This window comes from Scandinavium manionii (assembly GCF_024764775.1).
Lineage (GTDB): Bacteria > Pseudomonadota > Gammaproteobacteria > Enterobacterales > Enterobacteriaceae > Scandinavium > Scandinavium manionii.
The window spans coordinates 638,071-663,566 of the sequence record NZ_JALIGC010000040.1 but is presented as its reverse complement, the minus strand read 5'-3'; the positions used below and the strand labels follow the sequence as shown (position 1 = coordinate 663,566).

Genomic DNA, 25,496 nt, shown 5'->3' with positions numbered 1-25,496 from the left:
TCTTTGAAGAGAACTGTTTTGTCGGTCTGGCGGCGCAAGCTGACCGGGCCGACGCCTTCTTGGGGCATTAATCCTGTCGCGCAATATCCGCAAATTTCGCATCTAGCATTTTGGCCAAATCGCTCGCCGCTAATTCAATATCCAGCCCGCGTCTTCCACCAGAAACATAAATCGTCTCGAAAGTCTGAGCTGGAGCGTCAATCAGCGTCGGCAGGCGTTTCTTCTGCCCCAGCGGGCTAATGCCGCCCACCAGATACCCGGTGATGCGCTGGGCGACCATCGGATCGGCCATATCGACTTTCTTCGCGCCCAATGCTTTAGCGACTTTTTTCAAATCCAGCTGCGTCGCGACGGGGGTCACGGCGACGGCCAGATGCTTCATATCGCCATTCATCGCGACCAAAAGTGTTTTGTAAACCTGGTCCGCATTCAGGCCGAGTTTACGCACGGCTTCATCGCCAAAGTCGGTTTCATTTGGATCGTGATCGTAGCTATGGATCTGGAAAGAGATCTTGTTTTTTTCGAGTAACTTAACGGCGGGAGTCATAACCATCCTTCTTACAACCGGGGTGAACTGGGGCCAGCATACGCCTGAAGATTGTCGAAAAAATAGTACTATCTTGCGCAATAGTGTTGGCAGTGATGCTGACTTTGAGCGACAATCTGAGGATCCGAAGTGCGAACTTCGGGATAATAATAACGATGAAATTCCTCTTTGACGGGCCAATAGAAATATTGGCCACTTTTTTATTTACGCGTTGATCGCAGCATCGACGGCAAATTTCCTTCCCCGTATAAATGCAGTGCCCCGACGGCAACCACATAGCGCCCCGGCGGCAACGTGTGCAATTTTTCTCGCCAGGCCAGGTTTCGCTGATGCATCAACACGTCGTACAGCGAGTGGCTGAAAGTATTCGGCAGCGACGGTGTTTCGCCCGGCGGCTGCTCCATCCACCAGCCAATCATCACTTGCAGCAAACGTGCATTGGTGTGCCAGTGGGTCAGGGTATCTTCCAGCAGCGCCAGCCCGTTGTCAGGCATATCACGCAGTAGCGCTATCTGGCTCTCAGCCCCTTCCAGTTCGATGACCTTACGGTTAGCTTCCCGCGCGGTATTTAACAGCTGATAATCAATCCCGTAATCAGGACGTAAACCCAGCTTTTGTGCCTGCGTGGCTTGCAGCACCATCGCTACTTGCCACAGCGGCTGGCTGTCGAACAGCGCTACGGAAAGCCCGAGCTCATCGGTCAGCTTTTCCAGCTGCTGAAAACAGGCTTCACTCAGACGCTCACGCAACGGTGGATACGCTGGGAGATCACGAAACGGCGTCTCGCTGCCGGTGATATCGGCTTCGACGATCAGCGCATCGGCCTGCTGAATCAGTTTGATCAACCGCGGGGGGAGCGGCGACATATCGCGAGTGCCCATATGAATGCTGCCGACCAGGTGCAGCTGTTGCCCACCTGCCAGCGTGATGTCCATGCCGGGCCAGGTGTAACGGCCGCGGAACAGGGCGCACAGTGAAGATTTTATTCGTTGAAACAGTCCCATACGCGCTCCGCGAAGATAAAGGATCATGCTAACGCGTCAGGGTTGGGCGCTCAATGCCTAAATCACCGCCAGCCCCTGTTTCTGGCAGGCGGTGTGCAACTCCTTATCCAGCGAATGTTCCATGATAAGCGTACTCGCCATGCTGAGTTCGCCAATGGCGAACGCCGACGCGCTGCTCAGCTTTTCCTGCGACGCCATCACCACCGTTTCGGCCGCACGCCCGGCCAGCGCGCGCTTCACGCAGGCTTCTTCGTAATTGCCGGTAGTGAAACCCGCACTCGGATGGACGCCGGTCACGCCCATAAAAAACAGGTCAGCATTGATTCGACCGAGTGATTCAAGCATGGCCGCTCCCATCGTGACTACCGAATGCCGGAACAGAACACCGCCGAGCAAAATCACCTCCACCTTTGGAAAATCCACCAGCGCAACGGCAATTGTCGGGCTGTGCGTCACGGCGCTGAACGACAGATCCAAGGGTAACTGTTTCACCAGCGCGTGGGTGGTGGTGCCGCCGTCGAGAATCACAACCTGGCCGGGCTGGATCAGCTGCACGGCTTTCTGAGCCACTGCCTGTTTACTCCCGGACTGCACGTTTTTGCGCGTTTCTAACGGTGCAATGGCATCAGAAATCGGCAGCGCCCCACCGTGCACGCGCTGCAGCAGACCCTCGGCCGCCAGTTCGCGCAAATCCCGGCGGATGGAGTCCTCGGAGATCCCGAAATGCTGACTCAGCGCACCGGAATGGACCTGCTTTTCTCGCGTCAGGATCTGCAGGATCTGCTGTTTACGTTGGCTGGCGAGCATGTCATACCTCATTCATGATTATTCTTGATTGTGCACGATTATGCATGGTAGCGTTTTTAAAGTCATCAGCCGGAGAGAAAAACATGCAAAAAGCGAACGATCACGTACGTTACCTTGAAACCCAACTGTTATCGGACAACTGGTATACCCTCAAAAAATACACCTTCGAACTACGCCGTCAGGACGGGACATGGCAGCAGCAAAGCCGCGAAGCCTATGACCGGGGCCACGGCGCCACTATTTTGCTCTACAATCGCGATAAAAAAACGGTGGTGCTGACGCGCCAGTTCCGCCTGCCGGTGTATCTGCATGATCAAAATGGTTATCTGATTGAGGCAGCTGCGGGTTTGCTTGATAACGCCTCGCCGGAGCAGCGCATCATCGCCGAAGCGCAGGAAGAAACGGGCTTTCAGATTGCCGAGCCGGAGAAAATCTTTGAGGCCTTCATGAGCCCGGGCTCGGTGACCGAAAAACTCTATTTCTTTATCGCTGAATATCGCGAACAGGACCGAAGCGGGCAGGGCGGGGGTATTGAAGCCGAAGGCGAAGATATCGAAGTGCTGGAATGGTCGCTAGAGAAGGCGCTGGCAGCGGTGCGCAGCGGGGAAATTCAGGATGGCAAAACGATCATGTTGCTGCAGTATCTGGCCCTTAACGTCCTGAATTAAGGGCCAGATGAGGCGTTACGCTTTCGGTTTAAACCGCAGCAGGCGGTTAGCGTTACTGACCACGGTGATGGACGACAGCGCCATCGCCGCCCCCGCGACCACCGGGTTGAGTAGCGTACCGGTCAGTGGCCAGAGGATCCCGGCGGCAATCGGAATGCCGAGCGAGTTGTAAATAAATGCCCCCAGCAGGTTCTGCTTCATGTTACGCAGCGTCGCTTTTGAGATAGCCAGCGCATCCGCCACGCCGACCAGGCTATGGCGCATCAGGGTGATGGCTGCGGTTTCTATGGCAACGTCGCTGCCGCCGCCCATCGCGATACCCACTTCCGCTTGCGCCAACGCCGGGGCGTCGTTGATACCGTCGCCGACCATCGCGACTTTCCGGCCCTCAGCCTGCAATTTTTTAATCGCTTCGGCTTTGCCATCCGGTAATACGCCGGCCATTACCTCATCGATACCCGCTTCTTTGGCAATCGCCCGGGCGGTAATCGGGTTATCGCCCGTCAGCATCACCAGGCGATAGCCTTCCTGGTGCAGTCTTTTCAGGGCAGCAACGCTGCCAGCCCGCAGCGGGTCACGAATGGCAAACAGCGCCGCGACTTTGCCGTCGACTGCCAGAAGTACCGGCGTCGCCCCTTTGGCTGCCTGCGCTTCAAGCTCTGGATCAATATCTGATGTAGCAATCTGCTGCTCATTTAGCAGGGCCTGATTCCCCAGCAGCAATGCGTGGCCTTCGGCCTCGCCACTCACACCCAGACCCCGCAGGGTACGGAACGTGGAAATCTGTGGCAGTTGTGTTTCACCGGCTTTTTCAATAATGGCGTGAGCCAGCGGGTGGCTGGATCCTTGTTCAAGTGCGGCGGCAAGGCGTAGGGCCTGCGCTTCATTAATATCACCGTAGGTTTTCACTGCCACGACCTGCGGTTTGCCTTCGGTCAGGGTGCCGGTTTTATCGAACACCAGTGTATCCAGCTCGCTTGCTCGCTGCAGCGCATCGGCGTCACGCACCAGTACGCCATATTCAGCCGCGCGGCCAACCCCGGCGATAATCGACATCGGCGTTGCCAGCCCCAATGCACACGGACAGGCGATGATCAGCACCGTGGTGGCAATCACCAGGGTGTAGACAATCTGCGGCGCCGGGCCGAAGAAATACCAGATGGCGGCGCTCAGTAACGCAATGGCGACCACCGTCGGGACAAACACGGCGGAGATGCGGTCAGCCAGCTGGCCGATTTCCGGTTTGCTGCTTTGGGCCTGGCGTACCATGCGAATAATGCGCGATAGCGTGGTGTGGCTGCCGACCGCACTGGCACGGAACAGTACGCTCCCATCCTGCACTACCGTCCCGGCGTGAATGTTGTCGCCGTCACTTTTTTGCTGTGGAACCGGTTCGCCGGTCAGCATCGCTTCGTCAAACCACGCTTCACCCTGAGTGATGTCACCATCAACCGGAACGCGGTCGCCGGTGGCCAGACGCAGCGTCATGCCCGGCTGTACGTCTGCCAGCGGCACTGATATCTCACCCTCTTCCGTTACGACGCGTGCGGTCGGCGGGGTCAGATCGAGCAGTTTTTCCAGCGCTTTAGAGGAACGCTGGCGAGCACGAGCTTCGAGCATATGGCCGAGGTTAATCAGACCGATGATCATCGCGCTGGCTTCATAATAAAGATGCCGGGCCTCCATCGGGAACCACTGCGGCCACAAGTTCACGCTCATCGAATAGAGCCAGGCCACGCCCGTACCGAGGGCGACCAGCGTATCCATGGTCGCGGTGCGATTCTTGAGGCTTTTCCATGCGCTGGTGTAGAAGTGGCCCCCGGCAAAGACCATCACGCCGAGCGTCACCAGACCAATCATCAGCCACAGGGATCGATTGGCGTCGGTGACCATCATATTGTCGCCGAACATTCCCCAGACCATCACCGGAACACCGACCAGCAGCGCGACAATCGCCTGCCAGCGGAAGCGTTTCATGGTGGCGACGGCGGTTTCCTGCTGACGCTCGCGACGCTTCACATCATCTTCAATCGCTTCTGCACCGTAGCCCGCTTTTTCCACCGCCTGCACTAAATCGGTGGCGGCCGCACTGCCCATTATCAGCGCCGTGCGTTCCGCCAGATTGACCCGTGCCTGGGTGACGCCCGGAACGGCAGCAAGCGCGTTCTGAACCCGGGAGACACAACTGGCGCAGCTCATGCCGTTGATCAGCAGCTGTTGGCTGTCATCAAGGTCATCGGCTGCCGGAAGCGCTGAAGGGACCGCTGTCAGTGCTTCCGACGGGATTGATGACTCTGTCAGCGGGTTAGCCTTTGGGTGGCTAAGCTCCGCCCCGTATCCGGCCTGTTTAATGGTATCGATTAACTGTTCCGCACTGGCACTACCGGTGACATGCGCTTCAGTGGTTGTCACGTCTGCCTGAGAGACGTCCGGACGTTGCTCCAGAGCTTCTTTAACGCGTTTGACGCAGTGGCCGCAGGTGAGGCCGTCCAGCGTAAGATCAATAATTTGAGACATATTCATTCTCCTGATGGATTAGCCGACAAACCGCGTCGACACTGTTTCTTTCTATCACTGTGATAAAGCTTAAACCTTCCATCAAGGGGAAGGTCAAGGGTGATTTACAAAAGGCGTCGTTAACGATAAATTCCCGGTCAAATCACAGGGTATCTCTGATTTACCCCAGTAAAACAAAATGCTGCTGTGCAAATCACTTATACTGCCGACAACTTGATCAATCTAAGTCCTCTCACTGGTATGTATATTTCGACACGCATTAAAGTGGTTATCCATCTCTGCGCTTTCCTCGTTGTGCTGTATAGCCTGACGATGCTTCCGCCCATGCTACTGGCACTGGTGGATAAGGAGCGTAGCCTGTTTGCGTTTCTGTCGACGTTTGCCATTTTCTTCCCCGCCGGGCTGATTGGCTGGGGGCTAACGCGCCAGTCGAAAATCCAGCTCGAAACCCGTGACGGATTTATCATCATCGTTCTGTTCTGGTTATTGTTTTCGCTGATAAGCGCGATGCCGCTGTGGCTGGATGATTCGCTTAATATTTCCCTGGCCGACGCGATTTTTGAGGGCGTGTCCGGGATAACCACCACCGGGGCATCGATTTTCAGTGACGTGACGCATCTGCCGCGTTCGATTCTCTATTACCGTTCACAGTTGAACTTTATTGGCGGGTTAGGCGTTATCGTCCTGGCGGTTGCGGTGTTGCCGCTGCTGGGTATCGGGGGCATGAAGCTGTATCAGTCAGAAATGCCGGGTCCGTTTAAAGAAGAGCGCCTGACGCCGCGTCTGGCGGACACCTCCAAAAGCCTGTGGTTCACCTACATGCTGCTGGGCATGACCTGCACGCTGGCGTTTTACCTTGCCGGAATGCCGTTTTTCGATGCGCTGTGCCACGGTTTATCGACCGTTTCACTGGGCGGTTTTTCCACCCAAAGCGAGAGTATTGGCTACTACAACAGCTACGCCATCGAACTGGTGGCGGGCGGGTTTTCGCTGCTGTCGGCGGTGAACTTTACCCTTTATTTCGTCGCACTTTCGCGCCGCAGTCTTAAGCCTTTTCGCCGCAACAGCGAGCTGCGCTTTTTCCTCTGCGTGGTGATGTTGGTGGTCGCGATAATTACCTTCGAAGTCTGGCGGGCAGGAATGTACGCGCTGCCTGCGTCGTTCGTGCACTCCTTCTTCCTCGTCAGCTCAATGATTACTGATAATGGGCTGGCGACGGCGGATTACGCTTCGTGGCCCACGCACGTGGTGGTTTTACTGTTGTCGGCGAGCTTCTTCGGCGGCTGTGTGGGGTCAACCTGTGGCGGGATTAAGGCGCTGCGATTCCTGATCCTGTTCCGCCAGAGCCGCCACGAAGTGCACCAGTTGGCACATCCGCGCGCCATCATGAGCGTGCGCGTGGGCAACACGGTGATTAACGACAGGGTGATGCGATCGGTCTGGAGTTTCTTCTTTTTATACATTTTCTGCACCTGTTCATTCATTTGGGCGCTGAATCTCTTGGGCTACGATCTGCTCACATCGTTTGCCTCCGTCGCCGCCTGCATCAATAATATGGGCCTGGGATTTGGCGCGACCGCGACGGGCTTCGGTACGCTCGACAATACCGCCAAATATCTGTTGTGCGGGGCGATGCTGCTGGGCCGTCTGGAGATTTATCCGGTGTTGATCCTCTTGTCGAGGACCTTCTGGCGCAGTTAAGCTATTCCCACAACTTATGAGTGGAGGCAGGCGTGAATATCAGCGACGTGGCGAAAAGAACCGGTTTAACCAGCAAAGCGATTCGTTTTTACGAAGAGAAGGGCCTAGTCACCCCGCCGTTGCGCAGCGATAACGGCTACCGCAGCTACACGCAAAAACATCTGGATGAGCTGACGCTGCTGCGTCAGGCGCGTCAGGTGGGGTTCAACCTGGAAGAGTGTGGCGAGCTGGTGGATCTGTTCAACGATCCGGGGCGTCACAGCGCTGATGTGAAGGCGCGGACGTTGCAGAAAGTAGCCGATATCGAAAAGCACATCACGGAATTGCAGAGTATGCGGGAACAGCTGCTGGCGCTGGCGGATGCCTGTCCAGGAGATGACAGCGCCGACTGCCCGATTATTGATAATCTGTCCGGCTGCTGTCATCGCAAAAGTAGCTAGTGTGGGCGCACCTTTAAGGTAATGCCTTCCACGGCGAACACTTCTACGCGGGTGCCTGCCGGAAGATCGTCCTCGGCAAGAACCGGCCATGAGCTGTCGCCGACGCGCATATGACCACGACCATTGATGAGTGTCGTATCCAGCGTGAAGATTTTACCGACCAGCTGCTGACCGCGCTGATTGAGCTGGCTGTCGGCGCGCGGCTGTTGACGAACACGATTCGACAGCCAACGCCACCACAGCCAGGCGGCGAGCAGCGTCAGCACCGCAAACACCACCCCTTGCCACTCCCAGCCAAACGGCAGCAGCCAGACCAGCAGGCCGGTGACAATCGCCGCCACGCCGCTCCACAGCAGATAGCCATTCCCGCCTAGCATTTCTGCCGCCAGCAGCACGCCGCCGAGGCTCAGCCAGAAAATGTGCGGGTGGATGAGAAGGGCGTCAATCATGGCTTTTTCCGCTCACCGGCACTGTCTTTGACCAGTTCAGCAATCCCGGCAATCGAGCCCATCAGGCTGCTGGCATCCAGCGGCATCATTACCACTTTGCTGTTATTCGCTGAGCCAATCTGCTGTAACGCATCAGTATATTTCTGCGCGATGAAGTAGTTCACGGCCTGAATATCCCCGGCGGCAATGGCTTCGGATACCATTTGCGTGGCGCGGGCTTCCGCTTCGGCTGAACGCTCACGCGCTTCCGCCTGCAGGAACGTTGACTGACGTTCACCTTCCGCTTTGAGAATTTTCGACTGCTTCTCACCTTCGGCTTTGACGATCTGCGCCTGACGGATCCCTTCGGCTTCCAGGATGTACGCACGTTTGGTTCGTTCGGCTTTCATCTGCGCATTCATAGCGTCGATAAGTTCAGCCGGTGGGCGCACGTCGCGAATTTCGATACGGGTGATTTTGATGCCCCAGGGGTTGGTAGCTTCATCGACGATATGCAGTAGGCGGGTGTTGATGTTGTCACGCTGGGAGAGCATTTCGTCCAGCTCCATCGAGCCCAGCACGGTACGGATATTGGTCATCGTCAGGTTGATGATAGCCAGTTCCAGGTTGCTGACTTCATACGCCGCTTTCGGGGCATCAATTACCTGAATAAAACAAACCGCATCAATGGAAACATTGGCGTTATCCTTGGAAATAACTTCCTGGGATGGGATGTCCAGCACCTGTTCCATCATATTGATTTTACGGCCAATACGGTCCATGAAGGGTACCACCAGACTTAAACCTGGATTCAGGGTATTGGTATAGCGGCCAAAGCGCTCGACTGTCCATTGATAACCCTGAGGAACGATCTTGACGCCTGCGCCGACAATCACCAACGCCACAAAGATCAAGACGGGAATAAAGATGAGCATTAAAAACCTCCTGTTTTTGCTGGGTAACCCTGGGACTTACATGTCAGGGCTGATACAGGAAGTATAACTTTTATTCAGTAGGCTGCGGTAACGTTCTTCTGTGTTGAAAGCGTACATAATGCCCCAGCGACAGGACGCCGCCGGGGAGAGGGAATATCAGTACAGCAGGGAGTACAGCAGGCGACGGTATTTCGACGCCAGCGCATCGCCGGTACCGAGCGCCGCAAGGATTTCCTGCAGCATCTTGCGCGCCTGACCATCCGCCGCGCCCAGGTCTTTCTTCAGATGGCTGAACAGCAGTTCCAGCGCTTCTTCATTGCGCCCAACCTGATGCAGCTGCAGCGCCAGCTGTGACGCGAGAGCCGCGTCTTCCGGATGTTCCGCCGCCTGCTGCTGCAGTTGCTGGATTTCCGGGGTGTCGGCCGCCTGTTTCAGCAGCTCAATTTGCGCCACCAGGCCCTGATAGCGGGTGTCCTGATCCTGCATTGGCACGGTTTTCAGCGTTGCTTCTGCCTCTTCTGAACGGTTTAGCGCAATCTGTGTTTCCGCCAACAGCAGACCTATCTGGCTGTCCTGATTCGACAGCTGCCACGCGTCTTTCAGTAGCGGCAGCGCGTCGGCGTGATTGCCTTCCTGCATCAGCAGCATCGCCTGCTGGGCTTTCAGCTCTTCTTCACGTGGCAGGAATTTATCGAGCAGCGTACGGATAACGTCCTCCGGCTGCGGGCCCTGGAAACCGTCGACAGGCTGGCCATTCTGGAAAAGATACACGGTCGGAATGGCGCGCAGGCCAAACTGGGAGGCAATCATCTGCTCGGCGTCACAGTCGAGCTTCGCCAGAATGAACTGACCGTTGTACTGGTTAGCGAGGCTTTCCAGCACCGGGGTTAACTGCTCGCAGTGCTGGCTACGCGGAGACCAGAAGTAGAACAGGACGGGAACGGTGGCGGACTGCTCCAGGGTCTGGTGCAGGTTAGCTTCGGTAATGTTAACGATATACTGTGCAGACATAAGTCATTCTCTTTATTCGATATGAGTCGATATCTTATTGAGATGGGGGCGGAGGACGGTGCTTCAACTCAGCCCTGCAAAATTTTGTCCATCATTCGGCCCGGCAGTACGCGCTTGAGCAGCATGACTGCGTGCGTCACCAGGGTCACCGGATAGCGCATTTTCGGTTTCTCGCTGGTGAAAGCATGGCGCACTTTTTCCACCACCGCCTCTGGCCCGAGGGTAAAACGGGCGGCGATACCCGGGTTTTCGACAGGTTTATCAGCCTGGGTCTGGTTGACGTTTTCAGTGAAGCGGGTGCGGATCGGGCCGGGTTCAATCAGGCTAACTTTAATGCCGCTGTGACGCAGCTCCATGCGTAGTGCGTCGGACCAGGCTTCCAGAGCATATTTACTGGCGGCATACGCTCCACGGCCGGGCGTGGATATCAGGCCCATCACCGAGGACGTCATCACGATTCGCCCTTCGCCGTGCGGCTCCATGGCGGGCAGCAGGCGCATGGTCAACTGATGTGCGCCGAAGAAGTTAGTGGAAAACTGCTGCTCCAGCTGCGTACGGCTCAGGGTGTTCAGCGGGCCGTACACGCCGAAGCCGGCATTATTGAAAATGCCGAACAGGCGATTATCGGTCAGGGCGATGATTTCGTCGGCGGCGCGGTCCACGCTGTCGGGCGAATCCAAATCAAGAATAATTCCCGTCAGCCCCTGACCTGACATGCGGGCCACGTCTTCCGGCTTGCGACACGCGGCCAGTACGCGAAAGCCCTGGCGTTTCAGCTCAAGCGCACTCTCCAGCCCAATTCCGCTGGAACATCCTGTTATTAAGACCGTTTTTTGCATAACTTTACCTGAAGACAACTCCTGATATTCAGGAGTCGTGTTTAACTAAGGGAGCCAGGCGTGCCGCCATCCAGTCCGCTATAAACGGCTGCGCGTCACGATTGGGGTGAATACCATCATCCTGCATCCATTGCGGTTTCAGATAGACCTCTTCCATGAAAAATGGCAACAGAGGAATATCGAACTCTTTGGCAAGCTGCGGATACATCGCGCTAAAGGCCTCATTATACCGACGGCCATAGTTCGCAGGCAGACGAATTTGCATCAACAGTGGTTCGGCGTTGGCGGCTTTAATTTGTTCGATAACCGTTCGCAGGGTTTGCTCGGTTTGTTGAGGCTGAAACCCGCGCAGGCCATCGTTACCGCCCAGTTCGACCAACACCCAGCGCGGCTGGTGCTGCTTGAGCAGCGTTGGCAGGCGCGCCAGCCCCTGCTGCGATGTGTCACCGCTGATACTGGCGTTGACAACCTCGGTCTTCGGCTGCCACTTTTCATTAAGGAGCGCGGGCCATGCGGCCGTTGCCGCCATGCGATACCCGGCACTCAGACTGTCACCCAGAATTAACAGCGTGTCGGCAAATGCGGCGCGGCAGGTTAACAGCAAAAGAAACAGGAACGGCACATGCCAGCGGAAAACATACTTGATAGATTTAAGTAACTTCTCAAAACGGATTGCAACCACAGCTAGACCCCCTTACTTGCTGACTTTTTTGGCTTTTACAAACTCCTGCTAACTCTGTGAGAGTATCACGAAAACAGTGTAATAAAGTGTCCCTCCGTAGTAACCTCGAAAAAAAGTAAAATGCGAGGGACATACTTTGCTAACCAATGCCCACATAAAAAACGCCACCCCCAAAGAACGCGAGTACACGATCACTGATGGTGGAGGTCTGGCAATTCTCATAAAGCCCAATGGCTCTAAGCTGTGGCGTTTCAGGTACACCCTGAACGGAAAAAAACAAAAATTATCCATAGGTGTTTATCCAGACGTCACCCTGTCTACTGCCCGCATTCAGGCGGCAAACGCTCGCGCGAAAGTGGCTCAGGGTATTAGCCCTGTAGATGAAAAAGCCAAAGAGATCGAAGCAAATCGCTCTGGCTCCTCGTTCAGAGACGTTTACGGCGAATGGTATCAATCCAGAATAGCCCGGTGGGCTGATAGCTATGCGAAAAACATAACACGTCTGTTTGATAACCATATTCTGCCGTCTATCGGAGGTCGTTCCGTTGCGAAGATTGAGCCGCCTGATGTTCTCAAACTTCTGAAGAAGATCGAGGCGAAAGGCTCGAAAACTGTAGCAAGCAATGCCCGCTCCAGATGTTCGGAGGTATTCGCGTTTGCTGTTATAACGGGTAAGGCCAAATACAACCCCGCCAGAGACTTAACCGGTGCGCTACAGCGCCACAAAAAAGGCCACTTCGCATCGTTGGACGCCTCAGAGATAGGCTCGTTCCTGAATGTTCTCACGACGTCTGGTGAAAGCCTGATAGTCATATCATTAATCAGGCTCCTGATGCTCACAGGTTTGCGACCAACCGAAGCCCGTGAAGGGGCGTGGAACGAGGTCGATTTAGATGCGGCGCTGTGGCGAATGCCAGCCGAACGAATGAAGGGGGATAGGCCGCATATTGTCCCGCTCTCCCGGCAGGCCATCGATATTCTGAAGTTTATGCGGTCTATAACTGGCCCACATGGATTGATATTTCCAAACCAACGCGATGCGCTGCGGGCGATGTCCCCCGGTCTTGTTGGCAATTTGATACATCGCTGCGGGTACGGAAATGAGGCTACAGGGCACGGATTCAGGCACACAATGAGTACGATCCTACATGAGCAGGGATATAACACTGCATGGATTGAAGCGCAGCTAGCCCACGCTGACAAAAACACCATTCGCAGCACGTACAACCACGCTCAATACCTCGACAACCGTCGCGAGATGCTTCAGTGGTACGCCGATCACATCGACGAACTGCATCGCGCAGCAACCTCCCTTTCCGTTAACGCTGGTGATTCACATGGTTACTAAGAAAATACTATCTATACATGAGAGGGAGAAGGCAAAGCTAATCGCTGATGAGGAGGAAAAATTATCCAGAGTTTCGGAGATACATTCTATCGAGGGGTTTTCTCCCGCATGGCAGTTGGCAAAAAACGCTGCGGGTGATGCTAGGGCGTATAAATTTGCCTATGCGCGCGTAAGCACGTCAAGGCGTTATGGCAAGCCAGATCCATCAAGTTCTAAATTCTGGATCGATATGTCGCATCAGGAGTGTGATTTATCACATAGCGCCATAAAAGAAAAACTTAGAGACGTTCCCGCTGATGGCCTGCGGGAAATTATCGCCGATTTCCTTGTTTATCAGCGTGGCACTATTGATAGCGCGATTGACAACATTGAGGCGAAGGCTGATAAGGACGGAAATATCAAGATAAACGATAAAGGTGATGAAGTTCCTGTTTCGGAGTTACAGATGTATTTCAGGTATGTGCCAGATAAAAAAAGGGAATATCACCCCTCAAACAATCGCCGCTCAATATCTGCATCATTCAACAAAATTTTGTTTTTCAGCGAGGGAAGGGCAGTAAGTGGACTAATTAAAAACCAAGCGAAGGGCGGGCACCATCCAGCTAAACCAGACACCAAAAAAAAATCCCTTGAAAGATGGCTCGTTAAACAGTGGGAAGGTGGTCAGTGGTCAACGAAAGTAGAGTTTATCAATAAATTGAAGGATATCGCGCCGCCCGGAAAGGCTGAGACGCTAGACGGCATGAGCGAAAGCGCGATAATGAAACTGATACCTATAAAAAAGAAATATTCACGTAAAAAGTGATTAAATTCAGCAAATTATATTTTGCTGCCGTTAGCGGTAAAACAAAAGCTCTCAGCATCCCGGCAAAGTTCCCTCACTGACACACAAAGAGTTAATGAGGGACATTTAATGTTGACAACCTTACCTAAACTGAAAGATTATTCGTCCGCACCTGCAAAATCAGGTGTCGGGATTGGTCTCCCGGATAAAGCAAAAGGCGATAACACACGCGCCGCAGCGTGTTTTTTATTGTCTAATATCCTGCACGCCTTCAATGGTGGGCTGGTGGCGGAGCTTCGTAAGAAGCGCCGGGTTCCTTTTGCTCCGGTAAGACCAATCTGCTGCCAGTTCACCACCAATCGATTGGTCTCGATTTGTGGTGATTTACAATCATTGCAAAAGGAGATCGCCACCATGGCTGTCTGTGTCCACGCTCGCCTAAAAACCTTCATTTTTGCCGCCGTTGAGCGTGCAAACCTCAAATCAGTTCGCCCTGTCATGCTGCATATTACCGCTGCAACAGAACGCGATGCCCGTCAATCCGCCAGCCGTTAATATGTGCTTTCTTTCGCTGGTGTCATCCAGAACGGAGGAATCGCATAATGGCTATGTCCCCGCAGTGCTGGAACCCGCAACCATTCAACCCTAAATTCAACTGGATCCGCTTAGATGAAGTCAAAGCAATCGTATTCCGCAGCGAGCAGGTCATCTACGCCCTGATGGGCAAAGGTTCCTTCCCTGTGCCCGCCAAATTGTCGCCACGTATCAGCGTATGGCGTGAAGATGAAGTTAAGCAGTGGCTTATCGACTCAACCAAAGCTAACGGCTATGCAGTGGCGGAGGGGGCGCAATGAGCATCAATAGTCCAAATCAATCTATAGTCCGAAAGGCCGAATTAACCATTGCCGGGGAGGATTATTGATATGCGGTCAACACTGATCACACCAACCCCGATTGACCGCCCGCGATACGCCATAAAAGCGCTCGTACTCAGGCCTGTCACGCTCGGAAAGTACGGACACAATATCATGCTGAAAATTGTGGATACGAACTGCCCCATTAAGTACGGCAGGGATATTCTCAGCTTGCATCTTACGGACTCCGTCGCCATCGGCAATATGGTGGGGCTTGTCGCTGGTGATGTTATAGCCATTTTCGGTGTGAGATGGCATGGCTGGCGGCGCTGTCGGTGGCTGAAGGCTGATGCCAAAACCGCCGTGGTGAACTTGCCACACCATGAGAATTTAGAGCCACAAAAATAGCGGTATCAAAAAAGTCACCAGCGGCCACAGATGGGCTGATTGGTGGCGTGAGGTCATCACCATGAATAAGAACACCACCCCGAACACTCCTTTTAGCCAGGCTAAAGCCCGCATCATGGCAGAAGGTTGGCGAGATGCGCTCGCCCCACTGGGTATACCTGAGCCACACGGTTCTAAAAAGCACACCTGTCCAATATGCGGCAAATCTGACAGCTTCAGAATTTACGACAACGGCAAGAATGCCGGGACGTATATCTGTACGTGTGGAGCGGCTGGAATTGGATTTAACCTGCTGGAGCTGGTAGCACGTATGCGCTGTGGTTGTGCTCGCGACAGTAAACCAGATGGGCAGCAGATTAAACAGGCCGCGCAATTAATTGATGAGGCTTGCGGCTGGGGTTACTTCAGACAGGGCATGACCAGCGAAGAGCGGGCGCAGATGGATGAACAACGCAAAAAAAATGAACGTATCGCAGCAGAAAAACGCCGCGAACGGGAGGAGGCAGCAGAGCAACAGGCTAGAGAATCCCGCAAGACGATGCGCGAATTGCTAAATTCTGCCCGCCTCGGTGAATGTCATTACCTGACCCGTAAAGGCTTTCCGATTGAATCGCAACGTCTTTCCGTTACCGCTGATGGAACTGGGCTTGCTGAGATTCACAATATCAATGGCGAGCTGGTGAATGTGCAACGATTACTGGCAAAACCTTTCCCTGATGGTCGCAGCAAGGATCCGATGAAGGGATTGCCAACATCGGGCATGTTTATTCCGGTTTACACGCCAGAAATGCCAGATACCACCTTCATTATTGCTGAAGGATATGCAACGGCGCTTAGCCTATCTATCGCTGTGCCATCTTCTCGCATTATAGCAGCAATGTATGCGGCAAACCTTTTGAGCGTCGTCACGGCTTTCAGGGAGAGATTTCCTGCGCTCGAAATTGTCATTGCGGCAGATAACGACTACCACGCTCCCGGCGATGTTGACGCTAACGGCAAGGTAAAGGCCAATACGGGAATTATCAAAGCCAACGAAGCCGCAAGGTTATCCGGTGCGCTGGTGGTATTTCCGGGCTGTTTGGGGCGTAAAAAACAGGACTGGGACGACGTGCGGGCAGAGCTGGGAGCCGAGCGAATGGCTGAAGAATTTAACCGCGAACTGGCGAAGGTCAGAAAAGAGCGGGACGTGAAGAGCAGCAGCGCCGCCACCATTCACGTCCCATACCACGAAATAAACACCAGAAAACAGCGAACTTCCATAGTTCCGGCTGGCTTTGATTTCAGCATGGGTGTTCCTGACAACTTTGAGAAGTGGCACCTGGCGCGTGATTCAATCGAGCAGCATCTTGTAAGCATTAAAGCTATATATGCATGTATCCACTGGATACTTTGCGATAATCGCAGTCAACGAAAAGTCTATATTCTGCATGAGCCATCTGTACGCGGTAAGGAGGACGAAAAGCGAGTTACTGACTGTATCAGCACAGTGATTTGTGTGGGGGTAGATGTTATCGGGCGCGGCACGATTGACGGAGAGGCGTGTCTCACGATAGGAAGCGACACCGGAAACCGTATCACCATTAAACAGAGCGAGTTAACTCCTAAACTTATTCGTGTTGCGCTGTCAACCATTGGTGGCGAGCCAGACCAGAGCACGAAAGCAATGGAGATGATCGCTACCATATTTTCATGGAAGCCCGCTCCTAAATTTACTTATTCAATGCTTCCCGGTTGGTACCGCCTGCCCGATGAGGACGGTAAACCGCGGTACAACTACACATTGCCAAACGGGAAAACCTACGGACATAAGGCGAGTACACATTGTGCAATGCTCACCCTGCCAGAAGATACAACCCCTTTTTCCGTCACCGCGCTCGAAGACTGGCGTAACAACGTAGCAGCACTGGCAATGGGCAACCCCATCATGGTTTTTTGCATCCTGTATGCACTTGCTGCTCCGTTTTATCTGATGGCGACCGATAAAGCGAAGGCAGAAATGCCGATAGTCCACATATTCGGGACGACCACGCAGGGTAAGACTACAGCGCTAAAAGGCGCCGCCAGTGTACTTGGTAAGCCTGAGCGCTCTATGTATGGATGGTCGGCAACGGCCTTCGGACTCACCCAGATAGCGACGGCGATGAACAACGGGCTTCTTATTCTTGATGAATTGCAGTTAGCTGGGACAGGGGATAGCTCTGAAGGTTCGAAGCTCAGCAAGGCATTTCGAGACCTGAGCGAAGGCAACGGAAAGATTCAGGGTAAACCTATTGGTTATGGATTTATCAGAACCCCACGTTTTGAAACTGCGATCCTTTCATCTGGTGAACTTTCTGCCGAGAGCTTTGTTGAGTCGAAAGGCGGCGATACATCAGGCGGTGTTGGCGCACGTCTGCTGGATATTCCATTCATCGCGTATACGGATCTTCACGGCTACGCTGATGCCCGCGCCTACGTGGAAGCGTTTGAAGCCAACGCCTCTCGCTACTACGGTACGCCACTCGATGCCGTGCTTTCTGAGTTCTGTAATATCGATAACACCGTGCTGCGCGAGAAAATAGCAGAGCAGGTGAACAGCTTTATGAACTGGCTTAAAAGCGAAACCTCCGATCCCGTTGTCATTCGTGCGCTGTCAAAGCTGGCTCCTGTGTATGCCATCGGTATGCTGACGCAGCACATAACCGGATTTACTGATGACGATGTTAATTCCACGTTTATGGCACTGATTGACGCATATACAGAGCATAACGGCACCGGAAACCGCGATAGCCGCAAATTCATTGACGCGCTTCACGTTTCCATTGTTAAGGACCGCGCTCACATTGCCCCTAAAAACATCACTGACGGCGCTGATAGCCGCTATATCGATAATCGCGCTGGATTCTTTGAAACGAAGAAAATCAGCGAAGATGGCGACGAAACTTACCCCGTATGGCTTTTACGTCCGGAATTCATTAAGTCCGTCATGCCATCCATGAGCTACCTGAAGAAGCTGGAGGCATTGCGGCAGGCCGGACGCTATGAATGGCCAGCGGCTGTAACAGGTGGCGACAAGCCGATGATTGAATCCAATGCAACGACGTTTATCAAGGTACGGACCGGACACAAAGAAGGCAGAACAAACACCCGTCTCATCGTTGTTTCTGGCGTTGATGGTTTTGGATCGTAATCACCAGGCAGCGGCAGTAATCAAATTTAAGTAGGTAAAATATGAACACCGAAAACAAAACCGCCAATACCCCAGAGTACCTGGGGCTGCTTATCTTTATTAGCTCAAATTTTAGCTATGATGTAGCTGACAGCTTCTTCGCGCTGCGCGTAATCAAATCTTACTGTCGGCTTTGAGCGAACTACGGACATTCCTCTTGTCGAAGTCATCAATTAATCGATATTAACCGTGGCGATTCATCATTTCCACGATGTATTACAATTTCATTTCCGGATACGCTTCAACGTAACTCCAACGTATGGTTTCCATGTTGAACAGGATGTTCACCGCGTCGCCATCTTAAATGATGTAATCTTTGTCTTCGGCGTCGGCGATTTTACGTACGGTCTTTATATAAGGATTCTTTTCGGAATATCCAAATAATGAATTCACCCTGCCCACAAAAATAAGATGCATGAAATGTAGAGGATGCTTACCCCTGTAATTTGCAATGGTTATTACTCTGCCGTTTCGTTGCTTCTGCCCCTCCGCCCCCTTATTTCTGGCAGGTTGCTTTCACTGGTTAAATTGCGCCATCCGAAATGAAACGGTTGTTTAAGGACCTTTTCACCCCTTATCATTTCATCCGATGAAGTAAAGATAACCAGATTTTTATGGTGAATTTTTAATGTTTTACATGTGATAACACTGTTGAAACTGAAATGTTAATAATCAGCCTTTTTAGGGGGGCATGGATCTTTAGGACGGCTGATTAATTAAAAAGGCATTGTTGTTAACTATTTAGCAATAACCAGCAGGCTGTCTACACGGCGAAACCGTCGAAAGCAGAGGTATAACAAAGAAAATATATTGTCAATGTGGAGACCGTGCTGGTCTCCCCCTGCATTCTACATTGATCTGTTGATGGTTGAATTATCTGCTATATTTTCAAAAACAGTCTCTCTTTCTGATGAAAAGGTTTCATCAGGTCTCGGCTGGCATTTTCTAATGGGGTGTAATTCCCCTGATTTTATTATGGATAAATAAAGTAATGGATTATTGGGCATCGCTGATGACCAGGCCATTATGCGTTGCGTTAGGTTTCACTCAATGACCGGGGATACAGAATGTTGGGTACTTTGATCGCCGACGTCACACATGCGTTGCAGACGACTCCAGGACTGGCGATTTTTCTGGCCCTGACATTTGGCTATGGGATTGGTCAAATACGCCTTGGGCCAATTCAGCTCGGTGGCGTCTGCGGCACCCTCATCGCAGCCTTGTTGATTGGACAGCTGAATATTCCGGTAGAGTCGGGGATTAAGAATGTGTTTTTTATGCTGTTTATCTTCGCTTTGGGTTACAGCGGCGGCCCACAGTTCTTTGCCAATCTGAACGCCAGAGGCCTGCAGTTGGGCATTTTTTGCCTGATTGAAGTGGTGGCGGTGCTGGCTCTGGTGCTGGCCGCTACTGTCGTTATGCAGCTGGACCCCGGTACCGCGGCAGGGATGATGGCCGGGGCCGCGACCGAGTCAGCCGTGGTGGGTACCGCGACGGATGCGATTTCGCGTCTCGACCTGCCTGCCCACGAAATCATTCGATTGCAGGGTAATGTGGTGACGGCGTATTCCATTACCTATATCTGCGGCCTGATCACTATCGTGATTGTTACCAGCCAACTGTTTCCGCTTCTCCTGCGTATTAATTTGCGCAAAGAGGCCGATAAACTGTGGGTGAGCATGGGCGGACGCATTGAAACCGAAGGGGTTTCTGCGCTGCCTGCCGTCGTCGGGCGCGCTTACATTGTTGAAGGGGGAGCAGGGTATACCGTTTCCTCGATCCTGACAAAACTGGGACAGCAAAGCAGTATTATCCGCGTCCAACGCCATGGGCGGCAGGTGGCATTGTCGCCGGGGCTCAAGCTACGCCGTGGCGATGAAGTACTGGTGGTGGGCTATCGCGGGTCAATGATTGATATCTCGAAGATGCTTGGCAGGGAAATGCCCGATACCACGTCGCTGAGCGTTGCGCTTGATACTTACAAGGTTGTCCTCCTTGCACCCGCGATGTTTAACCAGCCGCTTCAGACCCTGACGTTACCTCCAGGGGTGCATGTCGCCTCCATTCAGCGGGGCGATGCCACTTTGCCCGCGCTGCCCGGCACGCTGATGCAGAAACACGATATCTTGCAGGTTTACGACGCAAGTACCGGCGGTGGTCGCACGTCAGCCCCGCAATTAGGCGTTATCGGCAAAATGTTGCCGGACAAACTGGCCAGCAATCTCGGCATTGCCGGGGTGGCGATTGCGCTGGGCACTATTCTCGGGAGCTTCACCCTTAAAATTGGTGGGATTCCCTTCTCCGCAGGCACTGGTGGCGGCGTGCTGGTTGTCGGTCTGATCCTCGGCTGGTATCACGCCCGTCGCGCTGACCTGCATACGGTCAATTCGGATGCGCTGTCGCTGCTTAAAGATCTGGGCCTCGCCGGGTTCATTGCCGGTGTTGGCCTGTCATCCGGGCCACAGGCGCTGGCACTGATTGAACAATATGGCTTTACCTTGCCGGTGCTTGGGGTGGCGATTGCCGTCATTCCTGCCTCGCTGTCCCTGTTAGTCGGCCATTTTTTGCTCAAGCTCAGCCCACCCGTGTTATTGGGTGCCATCGCTGGGCAGCAGTGCAGCACACCCGCATTGAGTGCGATCCAGAACGCGTGTGGAAACTCCACGCCGCTGCTGGGTTACACCATCACCTACGCAATTTCCAACGTCGTGCTCCCACTGATGGGGCCGTTGATTGTCGGGCTGGCCAGTTCGTTCCAGCCCTTATAGCTGTCAGGACTTTTCATCCATGTAACTGAGGTTAACCCATGAACTGGTTGCACGATTTGTTTCAAAAGTCTCCCGAGATCGCACTGTTTTTCTCGATTGCTGCCGGGTATTACATCGGCAAGATTAAATTTGGGAAGTTTCAGTTAGGTGGGGTAGCAGGCTCGTTACTGGTGGCCGTCATAGTCAGCCAGGTCGGGGTTCAGATCGACCCCGAAGTGAAATCCGTGATGTTTGCCCTGTTTATTTATGCCGTCGGGTATGAGAGCGGGCCAGATTTCTTCCGCTCGCTGGGCAAACAGTCCGTCAAAGAAATCATTCTCGCGATGGTGCTTTCCATTACCGCCCTGGCGACCGTGGTGCTGTTGGCGCGCTGGTTTGATCTGGATAAAGGTCTCGCCGCAGGGGTTGCGGCCGGGGCTCTGACCCAGTCGGCAATCATTGGTACGGCGGGTGACGCGATTACCAAACTGGGCCTCGGGGCCGATGAGGTTCAGCGCCTGCAAGGGAACGTGGCGATTGGCTACGCCGTGACCTACGTGTTCGGGTCTTTCGGCGCCATTTTGGTGTGTGTGAATTTGCTGCCGAAATTTATGGGTCGAAGCATTAAAGACGATGCTCTGAAGGCCGAGAACGAGATTCAGGCCGGGGCGAACGTCTTTGGGCCGGGCCAGGAAGCGGCGGCACCTGATTTAGTGGGCAGGATTTTCAAGCTGCCTTCCGGGATCGCGACCAGCGTGCAGGCCCTCGAAAACAACACCGAAGTGCCTATCACCATTGAGCGTGTTAAGCGCGACAAACAAATTCTCGAGCCGAGCCCGGATATGCAGTTACTGCCTGGCGATATCGTGCTGGTGGTGGGGCGTCGTAACGCGGTGGTTTCCGTTGCCGATAAATTAGGCAAGGAGATGCACGACGAAGAAGGCATGGAATTGACCATGCAGCGCCGGGATGTGGTGATCACCAACAAGACGCTCGATAAAAGGGCGTTTGGCGAGATTCGGGCGGAAGTGGCACACGATGTGCGTCACGGCGTGTATGTCTCGCAGATTTCGCGTCAGGGTAAAATTTTGCCGCTGGAGCCGGAAACTGAGCTGGCGTTGGGCGATATGGTCACCGTGTTTGGCGCGGAGAATGACGTTAAACGCGTAGTAGACCTGGTCGGCCATGCCATTGTGCCGAGTGCCAAGACAGACTTCGTTTATATGGGGGCAGGTCTGGTGGTCGGTCTATTGGTCGGTATGCTCACTGCAAAAATCGGTTCTATTCCACTGACCCTCGGCAGTGGCGGCGGCGCATTGCTGTCTGGCTTGTTGTTCGGCTGGTTCCGTTCTCGTCGTCAGTCGTTCGGCTATATGCCTTCTGGTGCCGTACAAATCCTGAAAGATCTGGGCCTGGCTGCGTTTGTGGTCGTAGTGGGGATTTCTTCCGGCCTGCAAGCGGTACAAACCGTCGAGAGTCAGGGTCTGAAACTTCTCATTATCGGTGTCGTGGTGACGATCCTGCCGTTAATTCTCACCATGTTGTTTGGCCGCTATGTCCTTCGCTACAACAACACCGCCATTTTTGCCGGGGCGCTGAGTGGTACGCGCAGTGCTAACCCTGCCTTCGGTGAAATTCTCGATAAAGCTGAAAACTCAGTCCCAACCGTTCCCTTTGCTATCACGTATGCCCTCGCCAACGTCTTTTTGACGCTGTTGGGGCCGCTGGTCGTGGCATTGGTTTAATGCAGTTTCGTCAAAATGGTCGCCAGCCCCTAGCGCCGCGGGCTGGCAATTTAATCTGTTAATGATTCAGTAAGGAGTAGTGACATGGATTTTAGCGATTCGGAAAAACTCGCGTTATTAAGCCCTTTTGAACTGAAAGATGCACTGATGCAGCGTGCCGTTCAAAGCAATCAGTTGATGTTAAATGCAGGCCGTGGGAACCCGAACTTCCTCGCAACGACCCCACGCCATGGCTTCTTCCAGTTTGGCCTGTTTGCGATGACCGAAGCCGAACGTTCTTACCGGTACATGGAACATGTTGGCGGATTCCCTCAGCGCGAAGGGATCGAGGCACGCTTCGAACTGTTCGCCAAACAGCATGAAACGGTTCCTGGAGTGCGTTTTATTGAGTCCGCCGTGTCGTATATCCGCGACCAGATGGGGCTGAATGCGGGCGATTTCATCTACGAGATGTGTGAAGCGATTCTGGGCTGTAACTACCCGGTGCCGGACCGCATGCTGACGATGAGCGAAGAGATTGTCGGCAAGTACATCCACAAAGAAATGATTGGTAATTATCCTTTCGTGGGCAAATTCGATATGTATGCGCTGGAAGGCGGTACCGCGGCGATGACCTATCTGTTCGCCAGCCTGAAATCGAACCATGTCATCAATGAGGGCGATACGATTGCGCTCGGCATGCCGATCTTCACGCCATATATTGAGATCCCTGAGCTGAGTGACTACAACCTCAAAACTATCCATATCGACGCGCCGCAGTCGAACAACTGGCAGTACACGCGCGAAGAGCTGGATAAGTTGCTGGATCCGAAGGTGAAAGCCTTCTTCCTGGTGAACCCGAGCAACCCGCCATCGGTTAAAATTGACGACGATTCGCTGCGTTATATCGCCGAAATCGTGAAAAAACGTCCAGACCTGATCATCCTGACGGACGATGTTTACGCCACCTTTGCCGATAACTTTGTTTCGCTGTTTGCGATTTGCCCTTACAACACCATCCTGGTGTACTCCTTCTCCAAATACTTCGGCGCAACGGGCTGGCGTATGGGGATTGTGGCGACCCACGAAAACAACATCATTGATGCGGCGATCGCGGCGTTGCCAGAAGCCAAACAGAAGCAGCTGGATAAACGCTATTCATCCATCACCACCACGCCACGCAGTCTGAAGTTTATCGACCGTCTGGTGGCGGATAGCCGTACCGTCGCCCTGAACCACACCGCCGGGCTTTCAACGCCAATCCAGGCGCAGATGACGCTGTTCTCGCTCTTCTGTCTGATGGATGAGCCGGATGCGTATAAAGCTGAAATGAAACGTATCGTATTGCGTCGTAAAGAAGCGCTTTACCGTGAGCTGGGTCTGCCAATGCCGTATGACGCCAACTCGGTACGTTATTACCACCTGCTGGACCTGCAAGAGCTGGCTGAAGAAATGTACGGGAAAGATTTTACCCAGTGGATGATAAGCCAGATGAAACCGAATCAGGCGTTGTTCCGCCTGGCCGAGGAGACAGGGGTTATCCTGCTGCCAGGTAAAGGGTTCGGCACCACCGACCCATCATGGCGCGTTTCGCTGGCCAACCTGAATGAATATGACTATGCCAATATCGGTAAAGCGATACGCAAACTGTCAGAAGAGTATTATCAAATGTTCGTTCAGGCGACCGGGGCCAAGGTAGCGACGCCTGCGGCCAAAGCCGTCAAAACGATTGAAAATGCCACCGTAAAAGCGAAAGGCAAAAAGAAGTAATCGAGTAGGGTAGTTCTGATGGAATAACAGGCAGTGTCCTTTGGGGCACTGCCTTTTTTATGGGGCGGGTATTTAGAGGAACACGTTGCGAGGATTCACTTTATCTTCCGGGGCTTTTCAGCCTTGATACAAAAGCGATGCTGCACATGATGACACAAGCCGCCAACAAGACCATGTTCTGAAGACCGACGACAGCGAATATCTGCCCTCCGGCAAGTGCGCCGATGCCAATCGCTGCATTGAAAATTGCAACGTAAATGGCCGACGCTGGCTGTGCGGCATTTCCTGCATTACGCAGCAGCCATGTCTGCAATCCAATGAATACAATTGCCATACTCCCGCCCCATATAGAGAGCAGCATTCCTGTGAACCACAGAGGACCTGATGCAAAGCTCTTCATACCAAGCCCCCCTAAATAGCTGCGCCTAATACCGCTACACTTTTGCCAGATCATGTTTACCTCCCGGGAATGGGCTGACCATCTCACTGAGCCACACAAAACCGACCGACCCGAATGTCAATTGGTTACCTGCACCTGAAGGCAACTTCTATCTGCTATTCCGTATGTATCAGCCGAAAGATGCCATCATGGATAATGAATGGAAACTGCCACAGGTGACGAAAAGCCACTGATAATCGCGAATAAATAATGTTGTTCAAAGTCACATCTCAGAGGTGAATACCTTATCCAGAGACAGGCTGAACGAATAGTAGTTATGTAAGGGCCGTAATTTTTCTGAGATTGCGGCCCTTTTCTAGCTTAGGATTTTTTCGGAGTAATCAGCGTCCGTTAATGGCACAGAGCCGCCTTTCAGCTTAGGTTAAGCTCCGGGCAGTAACAGTGCCAGACTAAATCTGAGCTAATACAGATATCAGACCGTAGTGGAGGGTGTAGAACTACAGCCATACCGCCACCAGTAAGCGATAAACCCGCGCCCTACCTCTCTGTAACCCCATAAAGCGACAAAAAGCAGCCTTAACGGAATAGTGCTGTATTTCATCGTACTACACCTTCTTTACTGCGGTTTTCATAAAATATTTTTTTCTGCTCATTTTTTTAAAAAATTTCAGGGT

General features: G+C 53.2%; 23 protein-coding genes. 13 read left to right on the top strand and 10 right to left on the bottom strand.

Going from position 1 to position 25,496, the window contains the following annotated elements; genetic code table 11:
* Positions 1–67 precede the first annotated feature (67 nt).
* From ybaK to MUU51_RS20870, 3 genes are all read right to left on the bottom strand, one after another.
* The gene (gene ybaK, locus MUU51_RS20880; RefSeq protein ID WP_258968524.1) at positions 68–547 is read right to left on the bottom strand and encodes a Cys-tRNA(Pro)/Cys-tRNA(Cys) deacylase YbaK; all 480 of its coding nucleotides are present in this window, start codon (positions 545–547) and stop codon (positions 68–70) included.
* Positions 548–747: 200 nt separating this feature from the next.
* Positions 748–1,551: a TraB/GumN family protein gene (locus MUU51_RS20875; protein WP_258968523.1), complete on the bottom strand. Its 804-nt coding sequence runs from the start codon at positions 1,549–1,551 to the stop codon at positions 748–750.
* A 57-nt stretch (positions 1,552–1,608) separates the two neighbouring features.
* Positions 1,609–2,358: a DeoR/GlpR family DNA-binding transcription regulator gene (locus MUU51_RS20870; RefSeq protein ID WP_258968522.1), complete on the bottom strand. Its 750-nt coding sequence runs from the start codon at positions 2,356–2,358 to the stop codon at positions 1,609–1,611.
* Positions 2,359–2,441: 83 nt separating this feature from the next.
* Between MUU51_RS20870 and MUU51_RS20865 the strand changes: the two genes are divergently transcribed.
* Positions 2,442–3,026, top strand: coding sequence for an NUDIX hydrolase (locus MUU51_RS20865; protein WP_258968521.1), 585 nt, complete (start codon positions 2,442–2,444; stop codon positions 3,024–3,026).
* 15 nt (positions 3,027–3,041) lie between these two features.
* On the opposite strand, the gene copA is transcribed toward MUU51_RS20865, so the two are convergent.
* A complete protein-coding gene (copA, locus tag MUU51_RS20860; protein ID WP_258968520.1) occupies positions 3,042–5,543 on the bottom strand; it encodes a copper-exporting P-type ATPase CopA in 2,502 nt (833 codons plus the stop codon).
* A gap of 240 nt (positions 5,544–5,783) precedes the next feature.
* Between copA and MUU51_RS20855 the strand changes: the two genes are divergently transcribed.
* Together MUU51_RS20855 and cueR are read left to right on the top strand one after the other, a co-directional pair.
* Positions 5,784–7,244, top strand: a complete 1,461-nt coding sequence (locus tag MUU51_RS20855) for a TrkH family potassium uptake protein (protein ID WP_258968519.1) — start codon at positions 5,784–5,786, stop codon at positions 7,242–7,244.
* Positions 7,245–7,276: 32 nt separating this feature from the next.
* Positions 7,277–7,684 (top strand): Cu(I)-responsive transcriptional regulator, encoded by a 408-nt coding sequence (gene cueR / locus MUU51_RS20850; RefSeq protein WP_159772831.1) that lies wholly within the window; start codon positions 7,277–7,279, stop codon positions 7,682–7,684.
* On the opposite strand, the gene MUU51_RS20845 is transcribed toward cueR, so the two are convergent.
* The 5 genes from MUU51_RS20845 to tesA form a co-directional block, all read right to left on the bottom strand.
* Entirely contained in the window at positions 7,681–8,133 is a 453-nt protein-coding gene (locus MUU51_RS20845; protein ID WP_159772833.1) for an NfeD family protein, read from the bottom strand. The two genes, cueR and MUU51_RS20845, sit on opposite strands and share 4 nt — an antisense overlap.
* A complete protein-coding gene (locus MUU51_RS20840; RefSeq protein ID WP_159772835.1) occupies positions 8,130–9,047 on the bottom strand; it encodes an SPFH domain-containing protein in 918 nt (305 codons plus the stop codon). Before MUU51_RS20840 ends, MUU51_RS20845 begins: the two co-directional genes overlap by 4 nt.
* A 156-nt stretch (positions 9,048–9,203) precedes the next feature.
* Entirely contained in the window at positions 9,204–10,058 is an 855-nt protein-coding gene (locus MUU51_RS20835) for a co-chaperone YbbN (protein WP_159772837.1), read from the bottom strand.
* Positions 10,059–10,126: 68 nt separating this feature from the next.
* A complete protein-coding gene (locus tag MUU51_RS20830; RefSeq protein WP_258968518.1) occupies positions 10,127–10,897 on the bottom strand; it encodes an SDR family oxidoreductase in 771 nt (256 codons plus the stop codon).
* Between the two features lie 28 nt (positions 10,898–10,925).
* Entirely contained in the window at positions 10,926–11,570 is a 645-nt protein-coding gene (gene tesA, locus MUU51_RS20825; RefSeq protein ID WP_258968628.1) for a multifunctional acyl-CoA thioesterase I/protease I/lysophospholipase L1, read from the bottom strand.
* A gap of 145 nt (positions 11,571–11,715) precedes the next feature.
* Here tesA and MUU51_RS20820 point away from each other — a divergent pair, with 145 nt between their 5' ends.
* The 9 genes from MUU51_RS20820 (at position 11,716) to MUU51_RS20780 (ending at position 24,422) form a co-directional block, all read left to right on the top strand.
* The gene (locus tag MUU51_RS20820) at positions 11,716–12,927 is read left to right on the top strand and encodes a tyrosine-type recombinase/integrase (RefSeq protein WP_258968517.1); all 1,212 of its coding nucleotides are present in this window, start codon (positions 11,716–11,718) and stop codon (positions 12,925–12,927) included.
* Complete coding sequence (locus MUU51_RS20815) at positions 12,917–13,732, top strand: hypothetical protein (protein ID WP_258968516.1); 816 nt, start codon at positions 12,917–12,919, stop codon at positions 13,730–13,732. Before MUU51_RS20820 ends, MUU51_RS20815 begins: the two co-directional genes overlap by 11 nt.
* A gap of 108 nt (positions 13,733–13,840) precedes the next feature.
* Positions 13,841–14,266 (top strand): host cell division inhibitor Icd-like protein, encoded by a 426-nt coding sequence (locus tag MUU51_RS20810; RefSeq protein ID WP_258968515.1) that lies wholly within the window; start codon positions 13,841–13,843, stop codon positions 14,264–14,266.
* Between the two features lie 47 nt (positions 14,267–14,313).
* On the top strand, positions 14,314–14,565 hold the full coding sequence (locus MUU51_RS20805) for a helix-turn-helix transcriptional regulator (RefSeq protein ID WP_258968514.1): 252 nt from the start codon (positions 14,314–14,316) through the stop codon (positions 14,563–14,565).
* Positions 14,566–14,739: 174 nt separating this feature from the next.
* The gene (locus MUU51_RS20800; protein ID WP_258968513.1) at positions 14,740–14,973 is read left to right on the top strand and encodes a hypothetical protein; all 234 of its coding nucleotides are present in this window, start codon (positions 14,740–14,742) and stop codon (positions 14,971–14,973) included.
* A 61-nt stretch (positions 14,974–15,034) separates the two neighbouring features.
* Complete coding sequence (locus tag MUU51_RS20795; RefSeq protein ID WP_258968512.1) at positions 15,035–18,142, top strand: DUF927 domain-containing protein; 3,108 nt, start codon at positions 15,035–15,037, stop codon at positions 18,140–18,142.
* A 1,106-nt stretch (positions 18,143–19,248) separates the two neighbouring features.
* Positions 19,249–20,949 (top strand): aspartate-alanine antiporter-like transporter, encoded by a 1,701-nt coding sequence (locus MUU51_RS20790; protein ID WP_258968511.1) that lies wholly within the window; start codon positions 19,249–19,251, stop codon positions 20,947–20,949.
* 38 nt (positions 20,950–20,987) lie between these two features.
* Positions 20,988–22,673: an aspartate-alanine antiporter gene (gene aspT, locus MUU51_RS20785; protein WP_258968510.1), complete on the top strand. Its 1,686-nt coding sequence runs from the start codon at positions 20,988–20,990 to the stop codon at positions 22,671–22,673.
* Positions 22,674–22,757: 84 nt separating this feature from the next.
* On the top strand, positions 22,758–24,422 hold the full coding sequence (locus MUU51_RS20780; protein ID WP_258968509.1) for a bifunctional aspartate transaminase/aspartate 4-decarboxylase: 1,665 nt from the start codon (positions 22,758–22,760) through the stop codon (positions 24,420–24,422).
* A 100-nt stretch (positions 24,423–24,522) separates the two neighbouring features.
* On the opposite strand, the gene MUU51_RS20775 is transcribed toward MUU51_RS20780, so the two are convergent.
* On the bottom strand, positions 24,523–24,876 hold the full coding sequence (locus tag MUU51_RS20775; protein ID WP_374684574.1) for an MFS transporter: 354 nt from the start codon (positions 24,874–24,876) through the stop codon (positions 24,523–24,525).
* A 20-nt stretch (positions 24,877–24,896) separates the two neighbouring features.
* On the opposite strand from MUU51_RS20775, the gene MUU51_RS20770 reads away from it, so the two are divergent.
* Positions 24,897–25,055 carry a DUF1214 domain-containing protein gene (locus MUU51_RS20770; protein WP_309574241.1) on the top strand — a complete coding sequence of 53 codons (159 nt, stop codon included), beginning with the start codon at positions 24,897–24,899 and terminating at the stop codon, positions 25,053–25,055.
* The last annotated feature ends 441 nt before the right edge of the window (positions 25,056–25,496 follow it).

What these genes read in the sequence shown, in the direction of transcription:
- ybaK (WP_258968524.1), bottom strand. Translation starts at nt 547, where the DNA reads ATGACTCCCGCCGTTAAGTTACTCGAAAAAAACAAGATCTCTTTCCAG.
- MUU51_RS20875 (WP_258968523.1), bottom strand. Translation starts at nt 1,551, where the DNA reads ATGGGACTGTTTCAACGAATAAAATCTTCACTGTGCGCCCTGTTCCGC.
- MUU51_RS20870 (WP_258968522.1), bottom strand. Translation starts at nt 2,358, where the DNA reads ATGCTCGCCAGCCAACGTAAACAGCAGATCCTGCAGATCCTGACGCGA.
- MUU51_RS20865 (WP_258968521.1), top strand. Translation starts at nt 2,442, where the DNA reads ATGCAAAAAGCGAACGATCACGTACGTTACCTTGAAACCCAACTGTTA.
- copA (WP_258968520.1), bottom strand. Translation starts at nt 5,543, where the DNA reads ATGTCTCAAATTATTGATCTTACGCTGGACGGCCTCACCTGCGGCCAC.
- MUU51_RS20855 (WP_258968519.1), top strand. Translation starts at nt 5,784, where the DNA reads ATGTATATTTCGACACGCATTAAAGTGGTTATCCATCTCTGCGCTTTC.
- MUU51_RS20845 (WP_159772833.1), bottom strand. Translation starts at nt 8,133, where the DNA reads ATGATTGACGCCCTTCTCATCCACCCGCACATTTTCTGGCTGAGCCTC.
- MUU51_RS20840 (WP_159772835.1), bottom strand. Translation starts at nt 9,047, where the DNA reads ATGCTCATCTTTATTCCCGTCTTGATCTTTGTGGCGTTGGTGATTGTC.
- MUU51_RS20835 (WP_159772837.1), bottom strand. Translation starts at nt 10,058, where the DNA reads ATGTCTGCACAGTATATCGTTAACATTACCGAAGCTAACCTGCACCAG.
- MUU51_RS20830 (WP_258968518.1), bottom strand. Translation starts at nt 10,897, where the DNA reads ATGCAAAAAACGGTCTTAATAACAGGATGTTCCAGCGGAATTGGGCTG.
- MUU51_RS20815 (WP_258968516.1), top strand. Translation starts at nt 12,917, where the DNA reads ATGGTTACTAAGAAAATACTATCTATACATGAGAGGGAGAAGGCAAAG.
- MUU51_RS20810 (WP_258968515.1), top strand. Translation starts at nt 13,841, where the DNA reads ATGTTGACAACCTTACCTAAACTGAAAGATTATTCGTCCGCACCTGCA.
- MUU51_RS20805 (WP_258968514.1), top strand. Translation starts at nt 14,314, where the DNA reads ATGGCTATGTCCCCGCAGTGCTGGAACCCGCAACCATTCAACCCTAAA.
- MUU51_RS20800 (WP_258968513.1), top strand. Translation starts at nt 14,740, where the DNA reads ATGCTGAAAATTGTGGATACGAACTGCCCCATTAAGTACGGCAGGGAT.
- MUU51_RS20795 (WP_258968512.1), top strand. Translation starts at nt 15,035, where the DNA reads ATGAATAAGAACACCACCCCGAACACTCCTTTTAGCCAGGCTAAAGCC.
- MUU51_RS20790 (WP_258968511.1), top strand. Translation starts at nt 19,249, where the DNA reads ATGTTGGGTACTTTGATCGCCGACGTCACACATGCGTTGCAGACGACT.
- aspT (WP_258968510.1), top strand. Translation starts at nt 20,988, where the DNA reads ATGAACTGGTTGCACGATTTGTTTCAAAAGTCTCCCGAGATCGCACTG.
- MUU51_RS20780 (WP_258968509.1), top strand. Translation starts at nt 22,758, where the DNA reads ATGGATTTTAGCGATTCGGAAAAACTCGCGTTATTAAGCCCTTTTGAA.
- MUU51_RS20775 (WP_374684574.1), bottom strand. Translation starts at nt 24,876, where the DNA reads ATGATCTGGCAAAAGTGTAGCGGTATTAGGCGCAGCTATTTAGGGGGG.